Below are 19,711 nucleotides of genomic sequence, written 5' to 3' on the forward strand. Positions count from 1 at the left end.
ACGTAACGCCAACCCTACTCAGGAGCCTGCCATGTTTACGCAACTCGCCTTCTACGGCCCCATCGTTGTCCTGATAATCGGCATCTTCGCCCTGTCGGTGCGGATCCTGCGCGAATACGAGCGCGGTGTCATCTTCACGCTGGGACGCTTCACCGGCGTCAAAGGCCCCGGCCTGATCCTGATGGTTCCGGTGATCCAGCAAATGGTGCGCGTGGACCAGCGCATGAGTGTTTTCGACGTCCCCAGCCAGGACGTCATCTCGCGCGACAACGTATCGGTCAAAGTGAACGCCGTCATCTACTTTCGCGTGATTGATCCGGAACGCTCCGTGATCCAGGTAGAGAACTTCCGGCAAGCCACCAGCGAACTGGCGCAGACGACCCTGCGCTCGGTCCTGGGCAAGCACGACCTGGACGAAATGCTGTCCGAGCGGGACAAGCTGAACAACGACGTGCAAGAGATTCTGGATGCGCAAACCGATGCGTGGGGCATCAAGATGGCGAACGTGGAGATCAAGCACATCGACCTGAACGAAAGCATGATCCGCGTCATCGCCCGCCAGGCCGAGGCAGAACGCGAACGGCGCGCCAAGATCATCCACGCCGAAGGCGAAGAACAAGCCGCCCAAATGCTGCTGAACGCCGCCCGCACCCTGTCGCAGCAACCTGAAGCCATGCAATTGCGCTACCTGAGCACACTGGCCATGATCGGCGCGCAGAACAACTCCACCATCGTGTTCCCCTTCCCCACCGAGCTGGGTCAGGTGCTGAAGGGAATGGTGGGGAAAAATCAGGGGGATGTGTCGGCGGCGGGGTAGATCGCGGCGTAGATCGAGGGCTAGCGCGCGTCGCCGAACTGAAGGCACTGACGCGACGCCGGAAACATTACGCGGCCAGGTCGGAGAAGTTGGTGATCTTTACGGCTCCGTCCGGGAACCGAGCGATCACCTCAAGTTCGCCTCCCATTGCCTCAATGTGGCTGCGTAGCGTTGAGATATACATGTCCGTGCGCTTCTCCATCTTTGCGATGGAAGGCTGTTGGACGTGCAATACCTCAGCCAGAACCTTCTGCGACAAGCCCCGCGCCTGTCGCAGTTCGTGAAGCGGCATTTCCTGGAGCATATGCTTGGTAGCCGCCTTGGCGCGAAGCTGCGATTCCGGCGACATGGCGGCTCGGAGCATTCCAAATTTCTTAGCCATTTATCTGCCCTTCCTTACGCAATAGATTTAAATGATCGTCATATAGCTTGTCTGCCAATGGCACAAAGTCTCGTACCAACGATCGTTACCGGTCTTGTCCCCACCGATCAACAAGATTGCTGCCCGTCTTGGATCAAAGGCATACAAGGTACGCAAGGGGCGGCCTCCGGCTTGAGTTCTGAGCTCCCGCATATGCTCGTGCCTAGAGGCGTTGATCCCGCTCGAATGTGGGAACCCTAGGGTCGTGCCTCGCTCTTCCAAAAGTCCGACTGTTGCGGCGACAGCCTCCTGTTCGCCCTCGGACAGACTATTCCACCAGACCTCAAACTCGTCGGTGAATTCAACTTCCCAGGCCATCATTCCCCCGTCCTCAGCAAGTGGGGAAACTATAGCCCCCAAGGAATATTCCCTCAAGGGAATATTCCCGCTTTTGACGCTTTGGTCGGCCTTGGTTGAGTTTGCGCAGAGGCATTCAAGTCATGAGCAATTCGGACGCCCAATGAAAAATGCCCCAGTCGCTAAGCGACTAGGGCATTAATTTCAATACGAATTCTGGTGGGCTGTGAGTGGCTCGAACACTCGACCTACGGATTAAGAGTCCGCTGCTCTACCAACTGAGCTAACAGCCCTACGCAATTCACGCCACTTTGATTCGTTTTCAACCGCGCCGTTTAGTCGATATTTGCTATCGGTATTCGGTGCCGCTGGCTGCGTTTCGTTGTGTGTGCAGTGCGAAGAAGCAAGATTATATGTAGGTTTTTTTGTTTGTGCAAGTCACACGCAAAAAACTTTCATCTTCGCGACATCAAGCTGCGTATCCGCCATCCACCGCCAGGCTAGCCCCCGTCACGTAGCGCCCTTCGGGGCCGGCCAGAAACGCGACCATGCAGGCGATGTCGCGGGGTTCGCCGTAGTGCGGCAGGGACAGCACGGCCACCAGTTCGCTCGCGTGGTCACCATTTGCCGGATTCATGTCGGTGTTGATCGGGCCGGGGTGCACCACGTTGACGGTGATGCCGCGTGGGCCCAGGTCGCGCGCCAGGCCTTGGCTCAGGCCGATCAGCGCGGACTTGCTGGCGGCGTACAGCGCCACGCCCGGGCGGCCGGCGCGCTCGGCCAGGCAACTGCCGATGTTGATGATGCGGCCGCCGTCGGGCATGGATGCCTGCGCGGTGCGGATGGCGACGAAGGGTGCGCGCACGTTGATGTTCATCATGCGTTCGTAGTCGTCCAGGCTGGTGTCACCGATTTCGCCGGTGACGAATATGCCTGCGTTGTTGACCAGCACATCCACCGGCCCCAGCGCGCTGATGGCCTGCTCCACCGCTAGGCGTGTGGCCAGCGCGTCTTCGGCGTCGGCCTGGATGGCGACGACGCGGCGGCCGTCCACCGACAGTTCCGTTGCCAACGCTTGCGCCATGTCGGCGGAAGACACGCTGACGTAGGTAAAGGCCACGTTGGCGCCGTCGGCGGCCAGGCGTCGCACGATGGCCACGCCAATGCCGCGGCTGCCGCCGGTAACGAATGCCACTTTCCCGTTCAAGTTGCCCATGCTTCATCCTTAATTTGTAGTGATCAGTACAAATATCATCGCCGCACACGATTTCTTTCGTCAACCATTTTTTTATCGATCAACACAAAATAGGCGACGCGAGTAAAATCCCGCCATGGCAGAACGTGGGCGTCCCCGGAACTTCGACCGGGACCAGGCCTTGCAAAAGGCCATGGAGGTTTTCTGGTCGAAGGGATATGAAGGCGCATCGCTTGCGGATTTGACCGAGGCGATGGGGATCAACTCGCCCAGCCTATACGGCGCATTCGGCTCAAAAGAAGGACTATTCCGCGAAGCCGTGGCGCTGTATCGCGACACAACGGGCGGGTCGTCGCGGCGCGCTCTGCAAGATGGCGCCACCGCGCGCGACGGCGTCCAGGCCATGTTGATGTCGGCAGCCGAACGCTACACCGCTCCGGGCACCCCGCCCGGCTGCATGATCGTGCTGGGCGCGCCGTCCGGCAGCGTGCACCACGACAGCGTCGGCGGATTCCTCTGCGATAGCCGCCGAGAAATGCAAAGCCGCATCCAGGCCCGCTTGTCGGGCGGCGTGGACAACGGCGAATTGCCGGCCGGCGTCGACGTGAAAGGCCTGGCGGCCTTCTACACAACGGTCCTGCATGGCATGTCGATCCAGGCGCGCGATGGCGCCAGCCGCAAGACGCTGCAATCCGTGGCGCGCCAGGCCATGTGCGCCTGGGACGCGCTGACGGGCAGCCGTCCGCCGTCGGGCGTTCCGCCGGCCGGCAACGCCCGTTCCTGACGGATACCGCCATGTTCCGCCTTGACCTTCGGCGCCTGATCCTGTGGATCTGTTTGCTGTCGGTGGTATTGGTACTGGCGGGCGGGCTGCATGCCAGTTATCTGGTGCAGCGCGACTTGCTGCTGCACAACGCGCTTGAGGTCAACCGCGCCTACGCTTCGAAGCTTGCCGTCACCACCGACCTGTTCCTGGCCGACCTGCGCCGATACCTGGCGTACAGCGCCGACGTGCTGGCCGACATGGAAGCCCGGCCCGAATTGATGGCCGAGGAAACGCGGCGGCAGCAAGCGCAGCTGGGCCACTTCAATTCCAGCATGGTGGTGTCGCCGACCGGCAAGGTGATCGCGGTGTCATCGGCGTACCCGCAGTTGCTGGGCCAGCATCTGGCCAGCGATGCGTCCCAACACGCGATCCGCACGCAGCAGCCCGCCATCAGCGAACCCTACCAAGCCAACTCCGGCCGCTGGGTGATTCTGTATTCGCATCCGATTTTCTCGCGCGACTACCGCTACCTGGGCTATATCGCCGGCACGCTGTACCTGCATGAAGACAATGTGCTGGATCGCCTGCTGGACAAGCACTTCTACCGTGACGACTCCTATCTGTACGTGATGGATCGCAATGGCACGTTGATCTATCACCCGGATCGCAGCCTGCTTGGCCGCAAGGCGCCCGACAACGACGGTTTCGCCGCCGCGCGGCGCGGTGAAACTGGCGAACGACGCTTCACGGACACGCACGGCAACGACATGCTGGCCGGCTATGCGCCGGTGCCCAGCACCGGCTGGAGCATCGTCGCGGAACGGCCCGTGGCCAGCACCTTGCGCCCCTTGGTCGACTTGCTGATCGCCACCGCCCGCAACACGCTGCCCTTGCTGCTGCTGTCCATCGCCACGATCTGGCTGTTGTCGGGCTGGATCGCGCGCCCGCTTGGCGAGCTGGCCAGCATTGCCCGGCGCATGCAGGACCCGGATTCCGCCGATAGCCTACGCGGCGTGCGGTCCTGGTATTTTGAGGCGGCCGAGCTCAAGCGCGCGTTGCTCATCGGCCTGGCACCGATACATCACAAGATTCGGGACCTGCGCCGCGAAAGCACGACGGATACGCTGACGGGCTTGTTGAACCGCCGTGGCCTGGACGAAGCGATGGCGCTGCTGCAAGCAGAGGGTTCGCCCGTGGCCTTGCTGGCCATCGACATTGACCGCTTCAAGACCATCAATGACCGCTTTGGCCACGTCGCGGCGGACCGCGCGTTGCAGGCGCTGGCAGCGGTCATGAACGAAGGCTCGCGCGCGGGCGACACGCTGGCGCGCGCCGGTGGCGAAGAGTTCGTGGTGTTGATGCCGGGCGCATCGCTACGATCCGCGGCGATGGCCGCCGAACGCCTGCGTCACCGCATTGCCAACCAGCAGATGCCCGATGCCATCGGCACACGCATCACGGTGTCGGTGGGCGTGGCGCGCTTTCCCGACCATGGCGCCACACTGGAAACCGTCTACCAACGCGCGGACCAGTCGCTGTACCACGCCAAGAACCACGGCCGTGACGGGGTCTACGTCGCCGACGACACCGCGCCCGACGGCGCGCGGCGGGTGACACCGGAGGAATAGCGGGGGCGCCAAGCCGGGGGCGCCAAGCCGCGGGCGCCAAGCGGCGTTTTTCACGCCGCCTGATGGCTGCCGCGCTAGCCGACTATTTCGCCTTCGGGGCGGGCGCGGTCGGCGGCTTGCGCATCTGTTCCAGCAAGGGTCCGCAGGCATTCTCATCGTTCGTGCTGGGTGCAATCAGCGCCAGCAAGCCTGCCGCCGGCGTCAGCAACACGCCCAGCGCCACCATGCCCGCGCCGCGCGCGGCCAGCGGCCCCACGTGTACGCCCACATCGGGGTCGCCGAAAGTGCCACGCACGTACAAGGGCGAACGCAGGGAAAAGATGCGGAAGCCCTTGCTGTCAGGCGTGATGTCCATATCGATCTTCTCGTTTTTGAAGTCGGCGCTGCCGGTAATGCTGATCAAGGCATTTTCTGTGTCGAAGACAAAAACGCGCGGCGTCATCTGGCCGTTCTTCATGACAAGGTCGGCGGCGCCGCAATTGATATTCACCTCATCGTCGCCGAACAGTTTGGACACCACGTAGTTGGCCACGTTCAAGCCGGCGATTTCCATCAGGCTGCGGCTGATGACGCCGTCGTTGACCAGCATCTTGACGTCGCCGGTGGCCGTGCCCAACAGCGCCGCCACCGAATTGCCGGTGCCGCTGACGGCCATGTCGCCATTGAGTTCGCCCAGCGTTTTCTGCATGGCGTCGGTAGCGGGGAACAGTTGCTTGAGCCGCAGGCGGCGCGCGCGCAGGTCCACGCGCCCATCCATGGCCTCGCGGGCGCCATCCAGCTTGATGGTGCCGCCGATGGTGCCGCCCGCGATGCCGAAGCGAAATGGGTCGAGCGTCAGCTTGCCGTCCTGAAGCAGCACATGCACCGACAAATCGGACAAGGGCAGCTTGCTGTCGTGCACGATGCGGCCTGCATCCAGCTCAACGTCCGCGTCCATGTCGCGCCAGCGGTCGGTGCGGAACGCCTGCGTGGGCAGCACCTTGCCGCCCTTGGGCTTGGCCGGCGCGTCCTTGGCCTTGTCGGCGGGGGCCGCCTTGGTGCCGTCGGCCGGCACCCCGATCAAGGGCCCCAGGTCCACCATGCGCAATTGCTTGGACAACAATTTCCCGGTGAGCTTGGGCCGGGGCGCGCCCAGCGCGAACGAGATGTCGCCGTGCAGATCGCTATTGCCGACCTTGCCGTTGAAATCCTTGTAGTCGAACACCGCGCCGCCGGGATTCTTCAGCTTGGCCACCAGGTGCCCGTCCGTGGAATACGGGGGTGTGTCAGGCAGCGTCACGCCGGTCAGCGGATACAACTGCGCCATCGACGCACCCGCCAGTTTCAGGCGCAGGTCCAACGCGCCCAGGTTGGCGGGGTCGGTCAAGGTGCCGGTGACCGACGCCTTGGTGCCGCCAATGGCCACGTCGGCCTGTATAGGAAACGGTTGTTTGGGATCCTGCATGGCCAGCATGCCGCCAACCTTGCCTTCGCCCTGGGTCGCGAGGCCCTTGAATTTGCCATCCACTTTCCACCCGAAGACGTAGTCACGGGGCGCGGGCGCCTGCCCGTCCTGGGGCACGAAGGCGGCGCCGGCCACGTCCGCGAAAGGCACGGGCTTGCCCAAGGGATCCACCAGCACCGTCAGATCCGCCTTGAGAACCTCGTCGACGTAGCCGACCCGACCCTTGTCGAATCCGATCTCGTTGATGTCCAGTACCCACGGCGACGGTTCGCCGGATTCGGGCAGCGTGAAGACCCAGTTCGCGCGGCCATCGGCCAGGCGTTCCAGGTCGGCGGCGGGCTCGGTCAGTTGGATCTTGCGGATGACCACGCGCTGGCGCAGCAGCGGCAAGGGCGCCAAGCTGAATTCGCCGCGCTTGAGCGTGGCGAAATGCGGCGCCTTTGCCCATGGCGCATTGCCCACCGAGATGTCATTGGCGACGACGTGCGGCCAGGGCACCCAGGCGCGCCATCCGCCCTCGGCCGGCTCGCGGCCCCATTCGACGCTCAGGTCGCCATTGATGGCGAAGGGCCGCCCGATGGCGGCGCTGGCGCGTTCGTTGATCATGGGCTTGGCCCGGTTCCAATCGAAGGTGGCAATCACCACCACGAACACCAGCACGATGAGGGCCATAGCCCCTACAATCCCGATCGCTATTTTTCTTGTGCGCGTCATGGTTATCATCCTTGGCGTTATGGCCAGCCTGTGACCGCCGGCGCTCGTTACCATCAAGGGTATCGCGGCCCATCAGCAGGGTTAAGCTTCCCGGCCCCATAATGTGTGCGGATTTTTCCAGATGAATACGGCGCGGGCGGGGCGACAATGCACGGCAACGCCATGCCGTCGCGTCTGCGCGCAGCATGCGGCGTGCCTGGGGCGCTCGGCGCACTGCTATGCAGTTACAAAGCGAAATGGCTTCGACCGTTCCGCACAACCTGGAGGCCCAATGCGGCATTCAACCTTGATTTTTGTCGTGGCGGCGTTTGCGCTACTGACGCTTAGCCGCTTGGCGCTGGCCGCCTGGCAGTGGCAGCGCGTGCGCAATGCCGGCGGCCTGGTCCCCTTGCTGCTGGGCGGGCTGCGCATCGACGCGCATCAGATCGCCGTGCTGGCCGCCTTGCCGGCGGTGTTGTCCCCCTTGCTGGGCCACTTTCCCATTGCCGCATCGATAGCCGGCTACTGGTATCTGGTCGCCTTCATCCTGCTGGCCTTCCTGGAAGTGGCCTCGCCGCCATTCATTCTGGAATACGACTCGCGCCCCAACCGGTTGTTTGTCGAATACCTGAAGCATCCGCGCGAAGTCTCGGGCATGCTTTGGCGCGGCTACAAGCTGGCGCTGCTGGGCGGTTTTGGCGCCCTGGCCATCATTGGGTGGGGTGCATTCAATCTATTCGGCCACGCCCAACCGGACGCGCAGCTTGCGTGGTGGCAAATGCCGATCGCCAGCGTGGTCATCCTGGCCATCGTCATTCTTGCCATACGCGGCACGCTGAGCCACCGGCCCATCAACCCGTCGTCGGTGGCCTATTGCTCGGACGGCATGCTCAACACGCTGGCGCTGAACTCGCTTTACAACGTGTTCTACGCCATCTACAGCATGAAGAACGAAAAGTCGGCGTCGGCGGTATACGGCGGCATGGACGAGGCCAAGATGCATGAGCGGGTGCTGACGCAGTCCGGCCTGCCCAACCCGCCCGCCAACCCCGACTACCCCAGCCTGCATCGCCAGACCGCCACGCGCAAGACGGCGCGCCCGCTGAACCTGGTGATCATCCTGGAAGAAAGCCTGGGCGCGCAGTACAGCGCGGGGCTGGGCGGCGCCAACCTGACGCCGGAACTGGACGCGCTGGCGCGCGAGGCCTGGACCTTTACCCGCGCCTATGCCACCGGCACCCGTTCCGTGCGCGGGCTGGAAGCGGTGACCACCGGTTTTCTGCCGACGCCGGCCCAAGCCGTCTTGAAACTGCCCCGTTCGCAACGCGGCTTTTTCTCATTGGCCGATCTGCTGGGCCGCCATGGCTACCATTCGCGCTTCATCTACGGCGGCGAATCGCACTTCGACAACATGAAGGGCTTCTTCCTAGGCAACGGCTTCAAGCAAATCGTTGACCGCGCCGACTTCGTCGACCCCGCCTTCGTGGGCACCTGGGGCGCCTCGGACGAAGACATGTTCAATCAGCTAGACCGCCTGCTGCGCGAGGACGGCGACAAGCCCACCTTCACGCTGGCCTTCAGCGTATCGAACCACACCCCTTGGGAATACCCCGCCGGGCGCATCCAGACCGAAGGCAACCCGGCCACCGTGGAAAACACCGTGCGCTATGCGGACTGGGCCCTGGGCCAGTTCTTTGAACGCGCCAAGGCCTCGCCCTATTGGGAGAACACCGTGTTCCTGGTGGCGGCCGACCATGACTCGCGCGTGTTCGGCGCCAGCCTGGTGCCCGTGCGCCACTTCCATATTCCTGCCGTGATCCTGGGCGGAGGCATCGAAGCGCGCCGCGACGACCGCCTGATCAGCCAGATCGACCTGCCCCCCACCCTGCTGTCCTTGATTGGCGTGGACACCGAGCACCCGATGATCGGCCACGACCTGACACGCAGCACCCCGGGCCGGGCCATCATGCAGTACGACAGCACCTACGGCTATCTGAAGGAAAACGACCTGCTGGTGCTGGCGCCCAACAAGACGCCGGTGCAGTACCGCTACACCGCGCCGGAAGACTATGCGCCCGTCGCGCTAAACCCTGAACTTGCCACCGAAGCGCTGGCGCATGCGCTGTGGCCCAGTTGGGCGTACCGCGAGGGCCGCTACTGCCTGCCCGGGCACACGCCCGAAACCACCGCCGCGCCCTCGTCGGAAAATCCGCGATAGCGACAGCGGCTGTTACGACAGCGGCCGTGACTACACCGGCCTTTTGAAACCCCGGCGCGCCTTGTCACTCAGCGCATGGCAATGGCAGCCCGGGCTGTGGTCATTGACCATGCCCACCGACTGCATGAACGCGTAGACGGTGGTGGGGCCCACGAATTTCCAGCCGAGCTTCTTCAGCGCCTTGGACAAGGTAATGGACTGTTCCGAGGTCGAAGCGCCCAAGGTGGACGGCGCCCCCGCCGGCGCCTCGAAGCGCCAGAAGAACGCGGCCAGCGACCCCTCTTTGTCGATCATTTCCAGCGCGCGGCCCGCATTGTTGATGACGGCTTCAATCTTGCCGCGATGGCGCACAATACCGGCGTCGGCCAGCAAGGCCTGCACCTGCTTGTCTCCAAACGTCGCCACCCTGGCGGGATCGAAATTGGCGAACCCACGGCGGAACGCTTCGCGCTTGTTCAGGATGGTGCGCCAACTGAGCCCCGACTGAAAACCTTCAAGGCAGAGCTGTTCAAACAGCGCGCGGTCGTCGCCTTGCGGGCGGCCCCATTCGGTGTCGTGATAGGCCATGTATTCGGCGGACGTATCCACCCAGCCGCAACGGGCAAGGCCATCGGGAAAATCGTTTTTGGCGTTCAAGGCAAAGCTCCAGGCGGCGATCAGGCACCGATGCTACCGCAGCAACGTCCCTGAAAAAAGTCGTAGCGGCCGCAGTCGGAATCCCGCTACTATTTGCAGCGCAGATCCCGCGCTGGCCACGTCCCAGCGCGCCCCGGATCCCCGACGGGCTTGCGCCGATGCAAGCCCGTTTTGCGTCTACTCCCCCCACATGTCGCCACCCCCAACATGTCGCTGCTAGAGACCGCTGTCCTTACGTTCGTGTCGCCCGCCGTTCTGGCCGGTGACAAGCCGGACGCCAACCCTTGCCTGGATTGCGGGGCCTGTTGCTCGCATTTCAGGGTGTCGTTCTATGTCGGCGAACTGGCGGGTGAAAACGGCGGCCAGGTGCCGTTGGACCTGGTGACCCAGATGAGCCCATTGCGAGCCTGCATGAAGGGCACCGAGATGGGCGGCGGCCGCTGCGTGTCGTTGCGCGGAGAACTGGGCCAGCCCGGCATCCACTGCGCCATCTACGAAAATCGCCCCACGCCCTGTCGGGAATTCGATATCTGGATGCCGGACGGTTCGCCCAATCCGGATTGCCAGCGGCTGCGGCTGGGCTTGGGCCTGCCGCCCGTGGCGCCCCGCCCCGATGCGGAAAACGACCCGCAAGGGCCGATGCATCCGGATCAGCCGGCGGCGGCATAAAGCGGGTTGAGGCAGCTCAGCAACTGAAAGTTAAAGCGGCCGCAATCCAGCTAGATAGCGCGTGGGCGTCATGCCGAAGGCGGCGCGAAAGCTGCCGATGAACGCGCTGGTGCTTTCATATCCCACCGACAACGCAGCCTGCGTCACCGAGCCGCCCCGGCACAGCATTTCCAGGGCGCGCAACAAGCGCGCCTGCTGGCGCCATTGCCCCAGCGTCACACCCGTCTCTTGGCGAAAGCGCCGCATCAGCGTGCGCGACGACATGTTCAGCCGTTGCGCCCATTCGTCGATGCCCGCCGTGTCGTCCGGCGTATCCAGCAAGGTATGGGCAAGATCCTGCAAACGCGGATCAACCGGCATGGGCAAGGGCTGCGGCGCATGCGCGCGCGTATCCAGTTCATGCAGCAGTACATCGAATAGCTGCGCCAGATAAGCGTCGGAGATGTCGCCGGGCTGGCCGCTGGTGAAGCGGTCGATCAGGGCCTCGATCAATTTGGACGAGGGCCACGACCAGCAACACGCCGGCAAACGGCCGCAGACGTCTTGCCGCACGTACAGGAACGAGCCGCGCGCCTCGCCAAACCAGCGCGCGCCATGCGGCGTGCCGGGCGGAATCCAGCCCAGGCTGCCGGGCATCACCGTCCAAACCTCGCTGCCTGCCTGCACCACCACCAAGCCTTCGTGCACCAGCACCAGCATGCCCTCGTCATGGACATGCGAGGGCACGGCAATTCCTTTGGATACCCGCCGGCCCTGCACGCTGAACGGAGTCAGCAGCATGTCTGGCCGGGCAGGCGCGATAGCCACGTGAAGCATGGTTGGCAAGTTTGAGGTACAGGTTGACGGGTTCCCGTTAGCGGGCGCACATGAAAATGTACATCATTCTCATTAGTCGGGCATCAGCCCCCCGAATGGAGAAATCATATGGACACCACGCGGCTGCGCGACGCCGGCATCAAAGCCACCTTCCCCCGCCTCAAGATTCTTGACCTCTTTTATCAGCACGCGAATCAGCACATGAGCGCGGCCGACATCTACCGCAACCTGCTTTCCGAGCGCAGCAATATCGGCCTGGCCACGGTGTATCGCGTGATTACGCAACTTGAAGACGCCGGGCTGCTCAAACGAACGCAGCTTGACGCCCACACCACGGTGTTCGAACTTAACGACAAGGGACACCACGACCATCTGGTCTGCACGCACTGCGGGCAGATCCTGGAGTCCAGCGACCCCGCCGTGGCGCAATTGGTGCGCAAGATCGCCAAGCAGAACGGCTTCCTGCTGGACTCCTACAGCCTGGTGCTCTACGGAAGCTGCGGCTGCAAACCCGGCGCGCCCGCCATTGCCCACGGAGAATTCGAATGAACCGCGACCACTTTTTCTTTCACGACCTATCCCGCTTTCCCATCGTGACCGCCAAGCACGGCGGCGCCCCCAAGGGCTATGCCGCCACCTGGATACGCGAAATGGAGATGCTGGTGGACAACCCGCAATCCTTCGTCATGGTGGTGCCGGACATGCGCCAGGAAGCCGGCCACGACGACCGCAAAGCCATGATCGAATGGCAGACGCTCAACATGCCCCGCTTGAAAGCGCGTTGCCGCGCCTTCATCGCCGTGGAACGCGAACCGCAGGCGCTGGACAAGATCCGCAAGCGCGGCGAAAAAATGGCGCGCGCCTTCGGCATGCCGTTCCTGGCCGTGGCCACTCCCGCCGAAGCCTTGCAATGCGCGCGTGAGCTGCTGGGCCACAGCGGCCCAGGTGGATTTGTCGTGGACTGATTTGCTGATTTAATGCCGGCTTACTGAGCGCGCCTTCGGGCGCGCTTTGCATTTCTGGCGCGCCGCCGATGTGTTGGTGGCGCGGCCGGCAACGCAGCCCAAGAGGTGACCCATGAGCCAGCCCATGAAGTGACCCATGAAGTGGCCATATCCCGGCGATTGCCGAAATTAGAATGCAATATTGATAATTTTGCGATTGTGGCAGAAGGTGTTGCTGGCATAAATTCCACGCTTGCGAAGGCCGTTTTCGATGCCATCCGCCCGCGCGCGCCGAACTTGCGGCTGCCAAGCACCTGGACTCGACATTGAGATTTACGGCATCCACATCAATGAAGCGATTCCACTTCGATAGCACAGCGCTTCGTTATTTCCTTACCGTCGTCGACACGGGATCCGTCAACGGCGCCGCCGCGAGGCTGAACGTCGTCAGTTCGGCCGTCAGCCGGCAGATCGCGGGTTTGGAACAACGCCTGCAGAACCAGTTGTTCGAGCGGCACCCCAAGGGCATGCGCGTCACCGAAGCGGGCCGCATCCTGGCCGACCACGCGCGCCGGGTGGAAGCCGACGCGGCGCGCACCTATGCCGAGATCGGCGGGCACAATGGCCGCTACACGCAGACCGTGAAAATCGCCGGCGCCCATGGTGTCGCGGCCAATGCATTGCCACCGAAGTTTGCCGCGTTCCAGGCCCATCATCCCTGCGTGCGCTTTCACTTGACGGTGCTGGATGCCGGCCTGGTCACCGAGCGGGTGCGCTCGGCGCAGGCGGACATCGGGGTGACCTACAGCCATGCCGCCGAAAAAGACATCGCGGTGGTCTACGCCCGCCCTGCCGAGATCGTTGCCGTGATGCGGCCCGGCCATCCCCTGGCCGCCCATGGCACGGTGCACCTGACGCAACTGTCGGCGTATCCGCTGGCGCTGCCCGAAGGCGGTAGCGCATTGCGGCGGCTGTTGGACACGGCGGCAAGCCTGTACAACACCACGCTGTCGCCGGCGTTCACGTCCAACTATCCCGAGGCCGTCTACCACTATGTGCTGGCCGGCAATGCCGTGAGCTTGTGTGCGCGACTGACCGCAGCTGCACAACTGAACGACGGCAAGCTCATCTGTCGCCCGGTCGATGATGCCCTGCTCAATGGCGGGCAAATCCAGGTCCAGACCCATGTGTCCCGGCCGCTGCCGGATGCCGCGCACCGCTTCCTGCGTTTCATGCGCAGCGACACGGCGGACCTGTTCTGACCGCTTGAGCGAGGTTGCTCCCCGGCGATCCCGGAGCGGCCTCGGCGCAGGCCGGTGCCGGGACGCCTGGGCCTTGCGTTGCCAAAACAAGAACGTGCCAGTGAAAAATGATCAATTGTTAAATTTGTAATGCATATTTACATTTGACGCGGGTTTATCACCAGATCACGGCGGCGGCCTGATGGCCGGCCACCCTTGCAGGAGCCTCGCGCATGTTTAAGAACCTGAAAATTCGAACCGGACTGTTTGCCGTCCTGACTCTCTTTGTCCTGGCCCTGGCGGGCGCCACCACCATGGGCTGGTCTTTTGCCAAAGCGGCCGACGACGCCGTCGACGACTTGAACCGGGTGTCCACGGAACAGACCCGTCCGCTCTACGAGACCCAGGTGCTGCTGCTGCGCACCCGCATCACGCTTGTAGCCGCCTTCCTGGATGTGCAGGCCGGCCGCGCGTCCCAGGCGCAAGCCAGCGTGGACCAGGCCGCCAAGTTCCTGGGCGACGCACGCCAGCGTTATGCCGTCTTTCAGCAGGTGCCCAAACTGTCTGACGCCGCCCGAAAAATGACGGCGGACCTGGACGGCGTGTTCGACGCTTATGTGCGCAGCATCGATGCGCTGGCGGAAGCGCTACAGAAGCAGTCCGCCGACAACTACGTCAACGCCGTGGCGCAGGCCCGTACCGCCGATGCCCAATTTGAACAGCGGATCAGTGCGCTCCTGAACCACACCGAACGCCGCGCCATCGAGATCAATGACGCCTCGGACCGGCGCTACCTGCAAGCCGAAACCGCCGCGATCATCATGTTGGGCCTGGCCCTGATCCTGGCGATTGGGTGCTGGCGGTTCATCAGCCGCCAGGTGCTGTCGCCGCTGAAAGACGCCGCCGTGCACTTTGACCGCATCGCCTCGGGCGACCTGACGCATCGCGTGGCCGCCGGGGCAGACAACGAGATCGGCGTGTTGTTCGCGGCCTTGAAGCGCATGCAGGAAAGCCTGACGCGCACCGTGGCCGAAATCCGCCGCAGCGTGAATGAAATCAACACCGGCTCGGCCGAGATCGCATCGGGCAACACCAATCTGTCTTCGCGCACGGAAGAGCAGGCCGCATCGCTGGAAGAAACCGCCGCCAGCATGGAAGAGCTGGCCACCGCCGTGAAGCAGAACACCGCACACGCCCACCAGGCCAACGCGCTGGCCGCCGAGAGCCGGAGCGTGGCCATGCGTGGCGGCGAAGCGGTGAATCAGGTGGTGCAAACCATGTCCCGCATCTCGGACAGTTCGCGCCGCATCGCGGAGATCGTCTCCGTTATCGACGGCATCGCGTTTCAGACCAACATCCTGGCCCTGAACGCGGCGGTGGAAGCCGCCCGGGCCGGCGAGCAAGGCAAGGGCTTCGCAGTGGTGGCGGGCGAGGTGCGGTCGCTGGCGCAACGCAGCGCGCAAGCCGCGCGCGAGGTCAAGGACCTGATCGAGCAATCCACGGGCAACGTGGACAGCGGCGCCGAGCAAGTGCGCCAAGCCGGTGAAACCATGCAGGAGATTGTCTCGTCGGTGCAGCGCGTGACCCAGATCATGGCTGAAATCACGGAAGCGTCGACGGAGCAGTCGCTGGGCATCGACCAGATCAACCGTGCCGTCACGCAGATGGACGACGTCACCCAACAGAATGCCGCGCTGGTGGAGGAAGCCGCCGCCGCGGCCTCGTCGCTGGAAGACCAGGCCAAACGCCTGGCCGCAACCGCCGCGTTCTTCAAGGTGCCCGCCGAAACCATTATCGACGTCACGCCGCAGCCAGTTGCGTTAAACCGCGCCTACGCAAGCTGAGACTCAGTGACGATTTCATACTTTCGTATTAATACGTACGTCCCAGGGCGGATGTCGGCTTAAGAGTTGGCCCGGCAGGCCGTTGTCTAAGGGTAAGGTGCCGCGACTCCGCGGCGCCCCCGCCAACCGACGATGAGCCGCCCGCCGCATGAATCGCGCACTTGCCTGTATTTTTTGCCATTCGACGCTGGCACAGGGCGCGCCGCTGCTTGAAAAGAACGGCGCCGCCATCTGCAAAAACTGCGTGGACCAATTCTCGGAACGTTTTACTGAACGAGCGTGGGTCATGGCGGCCACGCTGGAAGAACAGCTGGATGTGCTGCTGGAAGAAAGCAGGCGCGCGTTGGCGCAAAGTGAATCGCTGTCCGAACGCGCCCGCAGTTGCGGATTAAGCCTGCACGCCTTGTCGGGTGCGGCGACTCGCACACCGTCCTGAAAGGCGAAACGGGGACATATGGAAATTCGAAATATAGGCACTTCCACAGCCCTTCTTTACGGCTTTGAACGTGTCAGCAATCCGTAAGATTGTTTCGCACCTCGCAAAAGGCAAGCTTCCCCAGCGTGATTGACAAGCTCATTCACCGCATTCCAGTTATCCCCAGATTGAAAATAATCGACTGGTTTGTGAGCCCGATCAGCACCGCGCCGTCATTTTTTTGCCGCGTGCCGTCTTACTCAATTCATTTTCCGATTTATTTTCTCTTCGTCTGCGACATGGCTATTGAAGACTTGCGCCATTACGCCGTCTTCCGTGTATCTACTGAATAGCGAAAATGCCTCCTTACCAACTGAAAAAACGGGCGATTGTTCTTGCGTTGCAAGCGCTTGGCCTGACCGGCGCCTGCACGCTAAGCCTGGTTGCCGCTTCGCCGGCGGCCGCGCAGAACATTACATGGAACGGCACGCAAAGCAGTGATTGGCAAGACCCGCTGAATTGGTCGTCGGCATCGCTTCCCGGCACCACCGGTTATCTATTCATCAATAGCGTGACGCCTAACGCCCCCATTATTGACAACAGCATTGCACAGGCAGGCATCGTATTTCTTGGTGCCATCGGCGGGCCATCGCTCACCCTGCAAAATGGCGGACAGCTGACCAGCGGCACCGCCATTATCGGCAACTCCACCAATGGTTTTACGGCCGGCGTTTCCGGACTTGAATCCGCCACGGCCACCGTTAATGGCGTTGGCTCCCAATGGAACGCGGAATCGTTAAACGTTGGCTTTTATGGCACGGGCACGCTGAACATTACGGGCGGCGCCAAAGCCATCGCATCCACCACTGTTTCGCTGGGATCCCACGTGGGATCCCACGGCACGCTGAATATCGTGGGTTCCGGTAGCGCGTTGACGTCCGGGCAGCTCACCGTCAGCGACAGCGGCGTCAGCCTCGTCAGGATTTCCAATCACGGCACGGCGCAGGCTACCGGCTTGCTGGTTGGCAATAGCGCGGGCTCGCAAGGCACTGTCGAAATCACTGGCCCGGGGGCTTCACTGACAACCAGCGAAAGCATGACGATTGGCTCCCGTGGTACGGGCACGGTAGACATCAAAGGTGGCGCCTCGGCCACGTCCGGGAACCGAACCGATGTGGGGCAAGAGGCAGGTGGTATTGGCAAGCTATTGGTTTCCGGCACCGGCAGCCAGTTTTCAACGTTAAACCATTGGATTTCCCTTGGCTACAACGCAGGATCAAAGGGCGAATTGATCGCGACCGACGGCGCGCTGGTCGATGCGCTTCAGATTATCGCGGGGTTCAACGCATCAACCGAAGGCATCATCATCGCCGATGGCCCGCAAACCAGGCTCAGAACCTCCAGCGTCTTCCTGGTTGGCTATAACGGCGATGGCACCGCCACCGTGTCCAACGGCGCCACCATCGAAACGGCGAACCGACTCCGGATCGCCGATGCCACGGGCTCGACCGGCACCGTGAATATCGGCGCGGCCGCGGGCAATGCCCCCGCGGCGCCAGGTGTGGTGCAGGCGGCGCAGGGCGTGCGCTTTGGCAACGGGACCGGCAAGCTGGTCTTCAACCATTCCAGCTCGAACTACACCTTTGCCCCCGCCATCAGCTCCTTGTCGCCAGGCATGGGCACCATCGATCTGCTGGCGGGAACGACCATATTGACGGGCGATTCCAGCGCTTTCAGCGGGCAGACCAACGTGCTGGGCGGCGCCTTGACGGTGAACGGCAGCTTGGGCGGCTCCCTGAACGTGGCCAGCGGCGCCTCTCTGCACGGCGTGGGCCAGGTCGGCACGACCACGCTGCAAAGCGGCGCCACCCTGGCGCCGGGCAAAGTCGGCGGCACGCTGAATGTGGCCGGAAACCTGACGTTCTCGCCGGGTTCGGTCTACCAGGTGGCGGCCGATCCGCAATCGTCGACAAGCAGCCGTGTGGTGGTCAGCGGTACGGCGAATCTGGCGGGGTCGGCGGTTCACATCGGGCCGGACGGCGGGTTCCAGGCGCAACAGCAATACACCATTCTTAGCGCGGGCACGATCAATGGGCAGTTCGGCAGCGTATCGTCCAACTACGCTTATCTGGACCCCACCTTGCGCTACGACGCCCAGAACGTGGTGATGCAGCTTAGCCGCAAGCAGGTGCCCGGAGGCCCGGGTTCCCGCCCCATCACCTTTGCCGACGCGGCGCAAACCGGCAACCAGCGATCCGTGGCCAACGCCCTGGACAGCCTGCCCGCCGGCAATCCGCTGCACGACTACATCCTGACGCTGCCCGAAGGCGAGACGGCCGCAGCCTTCAACAGCTTGTCTGGCGAAGCGCATGCCAGCGTTACGTCCAGCCTCACAGGCTTCAACAACACGGTGCGTACCGTGCCCCTGGCCTACCTGCGCGCCAATCTGGGCGCGGGCATGCGGGCGGGCGCTCCCACGGCGCAAGCCGGTGGCACCCTGCCCGCTTCCGCCTTGCCCTCCTCTAACGCGCAGCCCGCCTGGGCCGAAGTCATCGGCAATTGGCAGACCTTGAAAGGCAACAGCGACGCCGGACAAGTCCGCCAGAAGACAGGCGGCGTCTTCGCCGGCGTCGACCATGCCTTAAGCGGCGGCTGGCGACTGGGTGGCGCCGTGGGATTCACCGACAGCAACATTCAAGTGGACGACCGTTCGTCCCAGGCGGACGTTGCCGGCTACAGCGCGGCGCTGTTTGGCGGCAGAGTGTTTGAAGTCGGCCCCGGCAAGTTGAACCTGATGGCCGGTACCTCCTACACCTGGCACGACATTTCCACCGAACGCCACGCCAGCGTCTCGGGCGTGTCCCAGGCGCTGACCGCCGACTATGGCGCCAGCACCACCCAGTTGTTCGGCGAGCTGGGCTACGCCTTGCCCGTGTCGGAGCGCGTCAGTATCGAGCCCTTCGTCGGCCTGGCCTGGAGCGATACGCGCACCCGCGGCTTCTCGGAGTCCGGCGGTTCCGCCGCATTGCGCGGACAGAAGGACAGCAACAAACAAACCACCAGCACGCTGGGCTTGCGCGCGTTGACGGACTTTGCGGTGGGCCAGACCGAAGGCCGCCTGCAGGCAACCTTGGGCTGGCGGCACGCTTTTGGCGACGTGCAGTCTCAGACCATCATGTCCTTCGATGGCGGCCAGGCCTTCAGCGTGGCAGGCGCGCCCATCGCACGCGACGCCGCGATGGCTGAGCTTGGCGTCGAAACCGCGATCACCAGGAATGCCACCATTGGGCTGACCTACAGCGGCCAATTCGGCGGCGGCAACCGCGAAAACGCGGGTTCCCTGCATATGACCTGGCGGTATTGACAAGCCATCCCCGCATTCAGGGCACCGAATGCGGGGAGGTGAAATCTGGCGTCGCGTGCGTCAAAATATTTCAGTGCGAGTTTGTCTTTCAATAATAATTAATGTTTCAACTCGCACGATTTATATAGCTCGGATGGTATCCATCACTGATTAATTAATACTACGGTTGGTATCCATACCGCCATAGGTTTTTAATCAGGATGGTATCCCTGCATTAATTCTTGGTTATATAAAAAAACTGGTATAAATTGCGTCCTTTTTTTCGATAGCCCATTGGATTCAAGCAGATCGGCTTGTTACGTA

At 62.9% G+C, this 19,711-nt stretch carries 16 protein-coding genes, 1 tRNA gene and 1 pseudogene; 11 read left to right on the forward strand and 7 right to left on the reverse strand.

The window, feature by feature from the left end; translation table 11 throughout:
* The first annotated feature begins 31 nt into the window (after window positions 1-31).
* A complete protein-coding gene (locus tag CVS48_RS02220; protein ID WP_100853071.1) occupies window positions 32-817 on the forward strand; it encodes a slipin family protein in 786 nt (261 codons plus the stop codon).
* A gap of 67 nt (window positions 818-884) precedes the next feature.
* On the opposite strand, the gene CVS48_RS02225 is transcribed toward CVS48_RS02220, so the two are convergent.
* From CVS48_RS02225 to CVS48_RS02240, 4 genes and pseudogenes are all read right to left on the reverse strand, one after another.
* Window positions 885-1,199 (reverse strand): XRE family transcriptional regulator, encoded by a 315-nt coding sequence (locus CVS48_RS02225; RefSeq protein ID WP_100853072.1) that lies wholly within the window; start codon window positions 1,197-1,199, stop codon window positions 885-887.
* Window positions 1,192-1,556 (reverse strand): annotated as a pseudogene (locus CVS48_RS02230) (type II toxin-antitoxin system RelE/ParE family toxin). Before CVS48_RS02230 ends, CVS48_RS02225 begins: the two are co-directional and overlap by 8 nt.
* 196 nt (window positions 1,557-1,752) lie before the next feature.
* Window positions 1,753-1,828, reverse strand: a tRNA-Lys gene (locus tag CVS48_RS02235).
* A gap of 176 nt (window positions 1,829-2,004) precedes the next feature.
* Window positions 2,005-2,751, reverse strand: coding sequence for a 3-oxoacyl-ACP reductase family protein (locus tag CVS48_RS02240; RefSeq protein WP_100853073.1), 747 nt, complete (start codon window positions 2,749-2,751; stop codon window positions 2,005-2,007).
* Window positions 2,752-2,866: 115 nt separating this feature from the next.
* On the opposite strand from CVS48_RS02240, the gene CVS48_RS02245 reads away from it, so the two are divergent.
* Together CVS48_RS02245 and CVS48_RS02250 are read left to right on the forward strand one after the other, a co-directional pair.
* Window positions 2,867-3,514, forward strand: coding sequence for a TetR/AcrR family transcriptional regulator (locus CVS48_RS02245; RefSeq protein WP_100853074.1), 648 nt, complete (start codon window positions 2,867-2,869; stop codon window positions 3,512-3,514).
* A gap of 11 nt (window positions 3,515-3,525) precedes the next feature.
* Window positions 3,526-5,124, forward strand: coding sequence for a GGDEF domain-containing protein (locus CVS48_RS02250; protein WP_100853075.1), 1,599 nt, complete (start codon window positions 3,526-3,528; stop codon window positions 5,122-5,124).
* Between the two features lie 82 nt (window positions 5,125-5,206).
* Here CVS48_RS02250 and CVS48_RS02255 read toward each other — a convergent pair whose 3' ends face one another.
* Window positions 5,207-7,282 carry an AsmA family protein gene (locus tag CVS48_RS02255; RefSeq protein WP_100853076.1) on the reverse strand — a complete coding sequence of 692 codons (2,076 nt, stop codon included), beginning with the start codon at window positions 7,280-7,282 and terminating at the stop codon, window positions 5,207-5,209.
* Between the two features lie 271 nt (window positions 7,283-7,553).
* Between CVS48_RS02255 and CVS48_RS02260 the strand changes: the two genes are divergently transcribed.
* Complete coding sequence (locus tag CVS48_RS02260; RefSeq protein WP_100853077.1) at window positions 7,554-9,479, forward strand: LTA synthase family protein; 1,926 nt, start codon at window positions 7,554-7,556, stop codon at window positions 9,477-9,479.
* 30 nt (window positions 9,480-9,509) lie between these two features.
* Here CVS48_RS02260 and CVS48_RS02265 read toward each other — a convergent pair whose 3' ends face one another.
* Window positions 9,510-10,115, reverse strand: a complete 606-nt coding sequence (locus CVS48_RS02265; protein ID WP_100853078.1) for a DNA-3-methyladenine glycosylase I — start codon at window positions 10,113-10,115, stop codon at window positions 9,510-9,512.
* Between the two features lie 207 nt (window positions 10,116-10,322).
* Between CVS48_RS02265 and CVS48_RS02270 the strand changes: the two genes are divergently transcribed.
* Window positions 10,323-10,784 (forward strand): YkgJ family cysteine cluster protein, encoded by a 462-nt coding sequence (locus CVS48_RS02270; protein WP_100853079.1) that lies wholly within the window; start codon window positions 10,323-10,325, stop codon window positions 10,782-10,784.
* A 30-nt stretch (window positions 10,785-10,814) separates the two neighbouring features.
* Here CVS48_RS02270 and CVS48_RS02275 read toward each other — a convergent pair whose 3' ends face one another.
* Window positions 10,815-11,600: a helix-turn-helix domain-containing protein gene (locus CVS48_RS02275; protein ID WP_100853080.1), complete on the reverse strand. Its 786-nt coding sequence runs from the start codon at window positions 11,598-11,600 to the stop codon at window positions 10,815-10,817.
* Between the two features lie 108 nt (window positions 11,601-11,708).
* On the opposite strand from CVS48_RS02275, the gene CVS48_RS02280 reads away from it, so the two are divergent.
* The 6 genes from CVS48_RS02280 (at window position 11,709) to CVS48_RS02305 (ending at window position 19,408) form a co-directional block, all read left to right on the forward strand.
* Window positions 11,709-12,149 (forward strand): Fur family transcriptional regulator, encoded by a 441-nt coding sequence (locus tag CVS48_RS02280; RefSeq protein WP_100853081.1) that lies wholly within the window; start codon window positions 11,709-11,711, stop codon window positions 12,147-12,149.
* Complete coding sequence (locus CVS48_RS02285; RefSeq protein ID WP_100853082.1) at window positions 12,146-12,565, forward strand: hypothetical protein; 420 nt, start codon at window positions 12,146-12,148, stop codon at window positions 12,563-12,565. The genes CVS48_RS02280 and CVS48_RS02285 overlap by 4 nt, the downstream gene beginning before the upstream one ends.
* Window positions 12,566-12,894: 329 nt before the next feature.
* A complete protein-coding gene (locus tag CVS48_RS02290) occupies window positions 12,895-13,806 on the forward strand; it encodes a LysR family transcriptional regulator (RefSeq protein WP_100853083.1) in 912 nt (303 codons plus the stop codon).
* Window positions 13,807-14,018: 212 nt separating this feature from the next.
* Complete coding sequence (locus CVS48_RS02295; protein WP_100853084.1) at window positions 14,019-15,629, forward strand: methyl-accepting chemotaxis protein; 1,611 nt, start codon at window positions 14,019-14,021, stop codon at window positions 15,627-15,629.
* A gap of 148 nt (window positions 15,630-15,777) precedes the next feature.
* Complete coding sequence (locus tag CVS48_RS02300) at window positions 15,778-16,065, forward strand: ClpX C4-type zinc finger protein (protein ID WP_100853085.1); 288 nt, start codon at window positions 15,778-15,780, stop codon at window positions 16,063-16,065.
* Between the two features lie 337 nt (window positions 16,066-16,402).
* Window positions 16,403-19,408, forward strand: coding sequence for an autotransporter family protein (locus CVS48_RS02305; protein WP_100853086.1), 3,006 nt, complete (start codon window positions 16,403-16,405; stop codon window positions 19,406-19,408).
* Window positions 19,409-19,711: the final 303 nt, after the last annotated feature.

This window comes from Achromobacter spanius, assembly GCF_002812705.1.
In the GTDB taxonomy this organism is placed as follows: Bacteria; Pseudomonadota; Gammaproteobacteria; order Burkholderiales; family Burkholderiaceae_B; genus Achromobacter; species Achromobacter spanius.